Annotated in this window: 9 protein-coding genes; 3 read left to right on the forward strand and 6 right to left on the reverse strand. The window is 71.6% G+C overall.

The features are described 5' to 3' along the window. The 6 genes from DZF91_RS09270 to DZF91_RS09295 all read right to left on the reverse strand — a co-directional run. On the reverse strand, positions 1-846 hold an 846-nt coding region (locus tag DZF91_RS09270; protein WP_147341073.1), incomplete at its 3' end, for a serine/threonine-protein kinase. Positions 847-921: 75 nt separating this feature from the next. After that, a complete protein-coding gene (locus DZF91_RS09275) occupies positions 922-1260 on the reverse strand; it encodes a DUF4282 domain-containing protein (protein ID WP_117357064.1) in 339 nt (112 codons plus the stop codon). A 338-nt stretch (positions 1261-1598) separates the two neighbouring features. Further along, a complete protein-coding gene (locus tag DZF91_RS09280; protein ID WP_117357065.1) occupies positions 1599-2030 on the reverse strand; it encodes a DUF3592 domain-containing protein in 432 nt (143 codons plus the stop codon). Next, positions 2030-2440 (reverse strand): hypothetical protein, encoded by a 411-nt coding sequence (locus tag DZF91_RS09285; protein ID WP_117357066.1) that lies wholly within the window; start codon positions 2438-2440, stop codon positions 2030-2032. Before DZF91_RS09285 ends, DZF91_RS09280 begins: the two co-directional genes overlap by 1 nt. Beyond that, complete coding sequence (locus tag DZF91_RS09290; RefSeq protein ID WP_117357067.1) at positions 2437-2970, reverse strand: hypothetical protein; 534 nt, start codon at positions 2968-2970, stop codon at positions 2437-2439. The genes DZF91_RS09285 and DZF91_RS09290 overlap by 4 nt, the downstream gene beginning before the upstream one ends. A gap of 11 nt (positions 2971-2981) precedes the next feature. Next, positions 2982-4391, reverse strand: coding sequence for a hypothetical protein (locus DZF91_RS09295; protein ID WP_147341074.1), 1410 nt, complete (start codon positions 4389-4391; stop codon positions 2982-2984). A 615-nt stretch (positions 4392-5006) separates the two neighbouring features. Between DZF91_RS09295 and DZF91_RS09300 the strand changes: the two genes are divergently transcribed. Genes DZF91_RS09300 through DZF91_RS09310 form a run of 3 tightly spaced genes read left to right on the forward strand, consistent with a single transcriptional unit; the run spans position 5007 to position 9132 of the window. Continuing rightward, positions 5007-6812, forward strand: coding sequence for a chromosomal replication initiator protein DnaA (locus DZF91_RS09300; protein ID WP_117357069.1), 1806 nt, complete (start codon positions 5007-5009; stop codon positions 6810-6812). A gap of 39 nt (positions 6813-6851) precedes the next feature. Then, on the forward strand, positions 6852-7562 hold the full coding sequence (gene cpaB, locus DZF91_RS09305; RefSeq protein WP_117357070.1) for a Flp pilus assembly protein CpaB: 711 nt from the start codon (positions 6852-6854) through the stop codon (positions 7560-7562). A 1-nt stretch (position 7563) separates the two neighbouring features. After that, on the forward strand, positions 7564-9132 hold the full coding sequence (locus DZF91_RS09310; protein WP_117357071.1) for an AAA family ATPase: 1569 nt from the start codon (positions 7564-7566) through the stop codon (positions 9130-9132). Positions 9133-9308 lie beyond the last annotated feature (176 nt).

A 9308-nucleotide genomic window follows, 5' to 3' on the forward strand; every position in this document is an offset into this window, starting at 1 on the left:
GCCCGCCAGCCACGCCGCCACCTGCTCCGCCGACCACCGCCGCCGCGGGTCGCGCGCGAGCAGCCCGCGCGCCAGCAGCCGCGTGCGCGGGTCGGCGACGTCCGCCACCGGCATCGGACGCGTCGCCAGGTGGTCCACGACCGCCGTCTCGCTCAGCCCCAGGAACGGCGGGCGCCCGGTCGCCATCTCCCGGACGATCATCCCGAGCGACCACCAGTCCCGCGCGGGCGACACCTGCCCCGACAGCGACTCCGGCGCCGCGTACGCCAGCGTCCGCGACGACGACGCGAACACCACGCTCTGCTCCAGCACCCGGCTCAGCCCGAAGTCGGTGATCGCGATCCGCACCGGGTCGAGGCCGGTGACCAGGATGTTCTCGGGCTTCAGGTCGCGGTGCACGATCCCCGCGCCGTGCAGCGCCCCGATCCCGTCCGCGAGCTGCCGCACGAGGTCGGCGACGAGCTCCGGGTCGAGGGGGCCGTCCATGAGCGTCCGCAGGTTCCCGTGCTCGGCGTACTCGGCGACCTCGTAGTCGCGCCCGCCCGCACTCCCCGTCTCCAGGATCCGCACCACGTGCGGCGACCCGAGCGCGGGCAGCTTCGCCCACACGTCCCGGTCCGCGTGGTAACCGCGCCGGAACACCTTCATCACCAGCTCGCGCCCGCCGCCGTCCCGCACCAGCAGCAGATCCGACTCCGCCCCCTGCACGGGCAGCTCCGCGACCACCGCGAACCGCCCCGCCAACTCCTCCGGCAACCGCACCAACGGCACCCCGCCGCCGCGCGGTTCCGGCACGTCCCGCCGGGTCGTCCCCGGGTCGCGTCGCGTCTCGCCGAACTCGGCCACCTGACGTCCGTCCCTCGCCCTCAGTGCCTGCAGTGTCTCCGGCGCCCGCCGTCCCTCAGCGCCGTCCGGCGCCGGTCAGATCTTGTCCTTGATGACGTGCAGGTACTCCACGCCCTTGAAGCGGACCATCACGGCCTCCATCAGGATCCGCACCATCAGCAGCTCGAAGAGCCAGACGAGCGGCGACGAGACCGCCATGATGACGCCCCACCCCCAGAAGTCGTCCCAGGTCGCGATCTTCACACCCAGCAGGAGGAACGCCAGGCACTGCAGGCTGATCAGCACGATCGCCAGGACGTACCAGAACTTGATCAGCTTAGGTGTGACGAGGGTGTCGAAGTTCGCGTCGAGCAGGCCGCCGATCAGGCCCTTCTGTCGCGGGGGCGGCGTCCAGGTCTGTTGCGGGCCGGTCATGCGGGGGGAGTTCTCGTCAGAGGTCGGGGCCTGGGGCTGGTAGGGGGGCTGCGGCTGGCGGGGAACGGACGGGGGTGGGGGCGGGGGGCGGGTAGGGGGGCTGCGGCTGGCGGGGAACGGACGGGGGTGGGGGCGGGGGGCCGTAGGGGTGGCCGGAGGCGCCCGGCGGCTGGGAGTGGCCGGGGTCGGATGGGTGCGTCATCGCCGTCTCCTGGAAGTGTTCCTGACCGTTGGAACGACTCTAGAGTGCCCGCCGCCCCAGGGCCCGACGCGTCGCGGAGTGCTGCGTGCCTTCGGCTTCCGGCGAAGGCACCGGACGGGCCGGACGGGCCGGCGGGTCAGAGGATGTGGGCGACGGCGATCGCGGTTCCGATGAGGAACATGACGACGCCGACGGCGGCGAGGGCCGTCGAGCCGCCGACGCCACGTCCCGAGCCGCTGTTGATTCGGGCGCGGCGCGGGTTCCGCGGGTCGTAGAGGACGGGGACGGTCTGGTTCTGCATCCGGAACAGCTCGAGGGGGCCGTGCGACGTATAGCTGGTCGTCTCGACCGGCTGTCCCTCGTGGGTGGTGAAGCGGAGCTTGGCGTACCGCCGCTGCAGGTCGCCGTGGCCGTCCACGTGCACCCCGACGACGACGCCGGGGACGGTCTGGGCGGACGAGAGGAACTCCCGCGACTCGCGGACGTTCCGGATGCCGCCGTACACGAAGCCCACGCCGAACAGCCACAGCACCACCGTGAAGAACCACGGGAGGGACGACGGGGACATCAGAGGTATCCGCCCTGCTGCTCCTCGCGGTGGCCGACCAGCCGCGCCCCGAACAGGCCGAGGCCCGCGCCCGCCGCGCCCTCCACGATGTAGAGGAGCCCGGCGGTCAGGGACGTCCCGCCCGCGGCCGGGGCCGCCACCCCGAGGACGGTGGTGAGGGCGGGCACCAGCAGGACGACCGCGAGCCAGCGCCCGGGGCGGGTCAGGTCGCGGTAGACGAGCCCGGCCGCGAGGACCATCAGGAGGCTGATGACGACCCATGGCAGGTCGATACGGGTGAGCCGGTCGAACGCCGGGATCGTCCGCTCGTTCGCCACGCCCGAGGACAGGTTCGCCACCACGGCGAACCCGACCAGCCAGATCGCGGCGGCGGCGAACCATCCGGCCAGGGCGCGGAGCGGGCCGTTCACGAGCCCACCTTGATCGAGGAGACGATGTCGGTGAGGGCGCCGTCGGACAGCTTGCCGCGCTGGAAGGTGATCCGGACCAGGTGCGCGTGCCGGTCACCGCCGAGCACGGCGACGAACACGCCCTGCCCGGGGGCGTTCGCCGTCCCCGCGAAGCCGTCGAAGGTGAAGTCGAGCCGTTCGGCGGCCTTGGCCCCCGCCACGTCGATCTTCTTCTCGTCCGTCCGCCGGTAGCCCTTCGTCTGCAGCTGCGGGCCCATCTCGGCGAGCGAGGAGAGCTGGTCGGCGGTGGCGGTCGTGGAGACGTCCTTCACGACCTCCAGGAACGCCGTCCGGTCCGGAGCCTGCCGGGACAGCGCGACGCTCTGGTCGGGGCCGGCCTGCCAGTCCTTCGGGTACGCGACGGAGAGGACCTGCGCGTCGCCCCGGACGTGGTCCTTCGGCGTCGTGCCCTTGGCCGGCCCGGACGAACCGCATCCGGAGGCCAGCGCGACCACCGCCGCGACGACGCCGAGTGACCGTGTTCGCAGCATGCCGCCACCTCTCACTTCGGGGCACATTCGGGCCAGGTCTGGAACGTCCGCTGTCCGTTCTCAGGCGGACCAAGGTACTGCGAGTCCACCAGGCCCTGCTTCTCGCCCTCGTAGCCGCCCTCGATCCCGAACTTCACGACGTCGCCGCCCTCGAGGCCGAGCTTGAACTCGTCCACGTTGCCGTCGTAGACGTTGCGGTTGACGATGCCCTTCTCGTAGAGCAGCCGGTCCATCGGGCTGGCGTTCGGACCGGGGTCCTTCGCCACGAACGCGCCGTTCTCGTCGAAGGTGTTCCGGAGCGTCTGGAACGGCATCATCCACGCGTTGTCGCGGATCCACTGCTGCCCGATCGCCCGGTTCGAGTCGTCGAAGTTCACGGTGGTGGTGGTCGTCGTGATCTGCTTGTCGGTGTCCTTGCCGTTCACCGTCTTCTTGCCGGGGTTCTTGTAGCCGTCGGACGTGTTGCTCTCCTGGTTGGTGATCCAGGTGATGCTCTTGAGACGGCCCTGGTTGTCGAAGGTGACCTTCGTCTGCCCGGTGTAGGCGGCCTCGCCGCCCGGCCCGGCCCCGATCACCTTGAGGCCGCCCTTGAGGCTGCCCTTGACCTGGAACGTGTAGGACGTGACCGGGTAGCCCTTGTCCTTCGGGCCGCTGTTGTCCCTGGTGACGATGATGCCGTCGCCGGCCTTGCCCTCGAGTTCCGCGCCGGTGCCGATGTCCTTGATGGACTTCTTGCCGTTGTCGCCGGTCGTGAGGTTGCCGAACCCGGCCGACCCCTTCAGGACGCCCTCCACGCCGACCTCGAACTGGTTGATGGCCGGGTCGGGGTAGTGCGGCTTCCAGCCGGTCACCTTGTTGAACACCCAGAGGCCGGGGCTGACCTTCTCACCCTCCTTGCGGAGCAGGTCGCCCTTCATCTTGTCGAGGAACTCCGACGCGTCGTGGTCGTTGTTGAACACCCAGGTGTCGCCGTACTTGAGGTTCAGCGACCCTTCCACCTTGGCGCCGAGCTTCAGCCCGTAGGTGTTCTTGCCGATGGTGGCGCCGCCGCCGATCTCCGCTTCCGCGCCGAGCTTGTAGTCGACCGGCACGATCATGATCCTGACCTTGCCGTCCGCGGTGCGGATCTTCACGGCCTGGAAGTTCTCGCCCACCTTCACCGAGAACACGGTGACCGACGCGCCGACCTTCTTGGAGTTCGAGCTGAGAATGCAGGCGCCGGTGGACGGTTTGTAGTCGAAAGGTGGCGCCGTGCAGTTCTTGCCGCCGAACAGACGGCAGATCGCCGCCGTGATGTCGGAGCGGACGGGGCCGGACACCAGCACCCAGAGCGTGCCGAGCAGCACCGCTCCGAGGATCAGAAGCGCTCCATAGCTGAGAGCGGTGGCACCCCGGTCGGCGGGGGACGTTCGAAGCCGCATCACGGCCCCCTTCCATGCGACAGGGGTCGGACGTCGATGAATCTAGAGTTCGCGTTCCCCCAGGTAGAGGGCCTGGGGGCCCAACCGTGGACCCAACTGCCGGACGGGCGGCGGGCGGTCCCGCGCGAGCGGGCCGGCCGCGGCGGGGACGGTCACGATCCGTCCTGACGTGCGAGGACGCCTCCGCCGGAAGGACACCGTGGTCGCCGCCGCGCCGATTCCGCAAGGGTCCGGGGACCCAATTCGTGACCGGGTTCGGACATCGGTATGAATTCTTGTCACTCCGGAGCTGACATGCTTCGGACGCGCCTTGTGCTTCCCGGTGCGACTCAAGATGATCAGTCGTCGGACCGTTCTGAATCCGTTACCCGGTCCCAGGCGGGCCGAGGTGGGATTGTGGGGATTAGGAACCGGAGGGACGCGGGCTGCGTCAGAAGTCGCTGAGCCTGGAGAAGGCCGGAGCGCTGTTGGGAATGCGGCTTGAGGAGTGGCGGGTTCGATGGCTATTGTCGGGGCGCTCGAAAATAGAGGTGGGCTGGAGATGATGCGACTGCGGCTCGGCGCGAACGGCGGCACCCCTGTTTCGTTCGGGCGTGTGAGCGAACCGGAGCCCCGGTGAGCGCAGTCCTGCTGATGGGCGACCTGCCGAGCACCGGGATGCTCGGCGCGGCCGCGGCGGTGCGGCTCCAGCCGCCGCCCGGCCCGGAGGGCGAGGCCCAGTTCATCGACGTCGTCCGGGACGCGCTGGCGCACCGCCCGGCCGTCCTGGTCGTCTACCCGGCGTGGGCGCCGGGACGGGTGGAGCGCCTGGTCACGCTCGCCCGCGCGGCGCTGATGACCGACCGGGTCGCCGGGCTGCCGCTCCGGCTGCCGCCGCTCGCCCTCAGCCTCGTCGCCGACCAGCTCGCCTTCGTCGCGCCGCACGTCCTGCCCGGCGCGCTCGTCAGTCTCGCGCCGGCGCTCGCCGAGAGCACCGTCGCGGGGGCCTGGGTGAACAGCGTCGCCCACTTCGAGCACCTGAACGTCGGGCTCGGCAAGCACGTCGCCTCGTACCTGCCGAACGGCGGGTTCTCCGTCCTGATGTCGCCGAACGCGCTGGTGCACCGCGTCACCTCGGCGCAGCCCGTTCCGGAGATCGAGGGGCGTCCGGCCGATCCGGTGCTGCTGCTGACCGTCCCGTCGTCCAGCGGCGACACCGACTGGGTGCACCGCTCGCTCAGCCCGGCGCTCGCGACGGCCTCGCTCATCGACGCCCCCGCCCAGCCGCTCAGCCCGAAGTACTGGGGAGCGAAGAAGTACGTCGAGTTCGTGGCGATCAGCGGCCATCCGCAGGCGCTCCAGTCGGTGCTCCAGTCCGCGCTGCAGTCGGCCAGGGGCGTCCCGTGCACCTGGTGCGGCGAGCAGATCGCGCTGCCCCGCTGCCCCTTCTGCCGCAACGTCCAGCCCTCCGCGCAGGAGGGGCCGCCGGCCTCGCCCCGTCCGCCGGCCGACCTCTCCGCGCAGCCCCCGGCGCAGCCCCAGCCCTCGGCACAGCCCCGGCCCCAGCCCCCGGCGCAGCCGCCGGTGCTGCCGCAGCCGCCCGCCGCGCCTCCGCAGGGGCTGAGCCGCCAGGAACCGTCCCCGCCCGTGTCACCGGTGCAGCCGCCGACACCCGGATGGCCGTCCGGTCCGCAGACTCCTCCACCCGCACATCCCTGGCAGCAGGACGCCGGTCGGCCGGACCCGCACCTCGGGGTGGAAGAGGACGAGGACGCTCCCGTGACCCGCCCCGAGTACCGGATCGTCCCGCCGCCCGAGCTGGAGGCGGAGGTCACCCGGCCCGAGTACCGCGACCCGCCCGCGGAGGTCACGCGCCCGGAGTACCGGAGGCCGCGCGCGGACGATCCCACGCCCCGTCCGCCTTCCGGCCCTGGGGCCGTCCACCCCTCAGGCCCGCAGCCGATGCACCCGTCCGGCCCGCAGCCCATCCGGCCCTCCGGCCTGCAACCTGTTCAGCACTCAGGGCCACAGCCTGTTCAGCACTCAGGGCCGCAGCCCGTCCAGTCGCCCGATCCTCGGGCGGTCCACCCGGCCGACGCGTGGCCGCGGACGCATCCCTCAGGTCCCCAGCCGATGCATCCGTCCGGGCCGCAGCCGATGCAGCCGCCCGCGTCGCTCCCCGTTCGGCCCGCGCCGGACGTCCGTCCCCCGGCCTGGGAGCCCCCGGCGGCCGAGCGCGCGGACGACCTGCCCGAAGACGACCTGCCCGCGGACGATCCGCCGCCCGAAGACGACGACGCTCCCGAACCCGGCGGACGCCCCGGACCTCCCGGACGCCCGCGGGTGGCCGGCGAGATCGTGTTCCCGCCCCGCGACCGGCCGGTCGAGCACGACGACCGCAGCGACACCGTCGTGTTCGGGATACCGCGCGTGGAGCGCTGAACCGATGACCCCCCACTCTGACATCGGAAACGGAGAACCATGAACCCCCGCCAGCGACGCGGAGTCCTGCTGATGATCCTGGCCGCGCTCGGTGCGGTCGTGGTGTTCACCGGCATCCTCAGCTATGTCGGTTCGGTGCGCGCGGAGGTCGGGGTGAAGACCGAGGTGCTGCGCCTCCGGACACCGGTGGCGGCGTTCACCCGGGTCGCCCCGGAGAACCTCGAGCACGTCTGGGTGCCGAAGAAGTGGTCGCCGAACACGATGATCACCGACCTGTCCCAGCTCGACGGCAAGGTCGCCGCGGCGGACCTGCCCGCCGGGGCCTTCCTCCAGACCGGGATGCTCGCCCCCGGGCCGACTCTTCAGACCGGCCAGCGCGAGATCTCCATCACGATCGACGCCGAGACCGGCGTCGCCGGCCGGGTCCGCAAGGGGATGCACGTCGACATCTACGCGACATACCAGAAGAACCAGGGCGGCAACAACCAGCAGTCGTGTGCGGCGCGCATCGTCAAGTCGGCTCTGGTCACCCAGATCGACCAGGTCACCGACGTGCGGAACGAGAAGAACAACACCGTCACCGACAAGCAGCTCCCCATCACGTTCGCGCTCAGCGCGTCGGACAGCCTGAAGCTCGCTCGCGAGGAGAGCTTCGCGACCAAGATCCGCCTCGCGCTGATCGGCGGCTCCGGCTCCACTCCGGACGGCGTCTCGATGCCGCCGGTGTGCGAAACGATCCCGGCGAGGTGACATGAGCATCCAGGTACTCCTCGGCGTCGAGGACCGGGACGTCGCGCTGGCGCTCGCGGGCCAGTTCCGCGAGCTGCCCGACCTCGAGGTCGTCGCGGTCGAGACGCTGTCCGGCCACGTCCAGGGCACGGTCGCGTCGGTGCCCGCGCTGGACGTGGTGATGATCCACGAGGGCCTCGGCCCGCTGCCCGCGCTCGACCTGATCCGCGACCTGGTCAGCCGGTACCCGCAGCTCGCGGTGATCCTCATCGTGGACGAGGCCAGCACCGAGACGTTCTCGGCCGCGATGGCGGCGGGCGCGCGCGGCGTGATCCAGCGCGACCCGACGCTGTCGGAGCTGCAGAACCGGGTGACGCAGGCGGGCGAGTGGTCCCGGACGATGCGGCGGCACTTCAGCTCGCCGCAGCCGATGGTGTCCGGGCAGCAGGGCACGCTGGTCACGCTGTGCGGCGCGAAGGGCGGCGTCGGCACCACGACGGTCGCGATCCACCTCGCCATCGCCGTCGCGTCGTCCGGACGGTCGGTCTGCCTGATCGACATGGACCTCCAGAACGGCGACATCCCCGGCTACCTGGACATCCAGCACCGGCACACCATCTCCGACCTGGCCGCCGCGGGCGACCTGGACGCCGGTGTGGTGTCCGAGGCGCTGTACGTCCACAAGTCGGGGCCGCACCTGCTGCTCGCGCCGGGCAACGGCGAGGACGCCGAGGAGGTCTCGGCCCGTACGATCCGGCAGATCCTCACGCTGGTGCGGTCCCGGTACGAGGTCGTCATCGTGGACGGCGGGACGCACGTCTCCGACGCCAACGCGATGGCCGTCGAGCTGGCGGACGAGCTGGTCGTCGTCGCGACGCCGGACGTCCCGGCGCTGCGGTCGGCGCGGCGGCTGACCGACCTGTTCGCCCGGCTGACGATCCGCAAGCCCGAGGACGCCACCGTCCTGCTCACCCGTACGGACCGCAAGAACGAGATCCAGCCGGACCTGGCGAAGAAGATGATCGGCGCGGCCCGGCTGCGGGAGGCCGCGATCCCGGCCGTGTTCCGCGCGCTGGAGGAGGCCGCCAACACCGGTTCGCCCGCGGCGGTGAAGAACAACGACTTCCGCAAGGCGGTCGGGCGGCTCGCCGGGGAGCTCGACCTCGTCCGCGCGCCCGCGTCGGACGGCAGGGGCAAGGGACGGGGCGGACCGAAGGACAGGGGCGGCGTCTCGCTGGACTTCGCGGCGATCTTCCCGATGATCCTGCTGGTCGGGCTGCTCTGCTGGCAGGTCGTCCTGGTCGGCCTGACCTCGATGTACTCCTCGCACGCGTCGAACGCGGCGGCGCGCGCGGTGGCCGTCATCGGCTACGACAAGAGCCCCACCAGGCAGGGCGCCGCGAACCGGGAGGAGGTCCGCCGCCGCGCCGTGGAGCGCGTCTACGGCGGATGGAAGGACAAGGAGCACCTGTCGGTCGACGTCGAGGGGGACTACGCCGTCGTCACGATCGACGTGCCGATCCTGATCCCCGGCCTGGGCAGCTCCTGGGGCATCACCACCAAGTCCAAGATCGTCCACGAGGACGAGTGAGGGCGGAGGCATGGGCGCGACGAGCCTGAGGACGCCGGGACCGCTGGGAACGCCGGAGCCGGGGAGAACGCCGGAGCCGGGGAGAACGCGGCCGCGGCCGAGGAAGCGGATGTGGCCGAGGACGCGACCGCGGCCGAGCACGCGCGCGCGGCTGCGGCCGCCGGCCCGGCTGCGCG

This window comes from Actinomadura logoneensis (assembly GCF_003428695.1).
GTDB classification, from domain to species: Bacteria; Actinomycetota; Actinomycetes; order Streptosporangiales; family Streptosporangiaceae; genus Spirillospora; species Spirillospora logoneensis.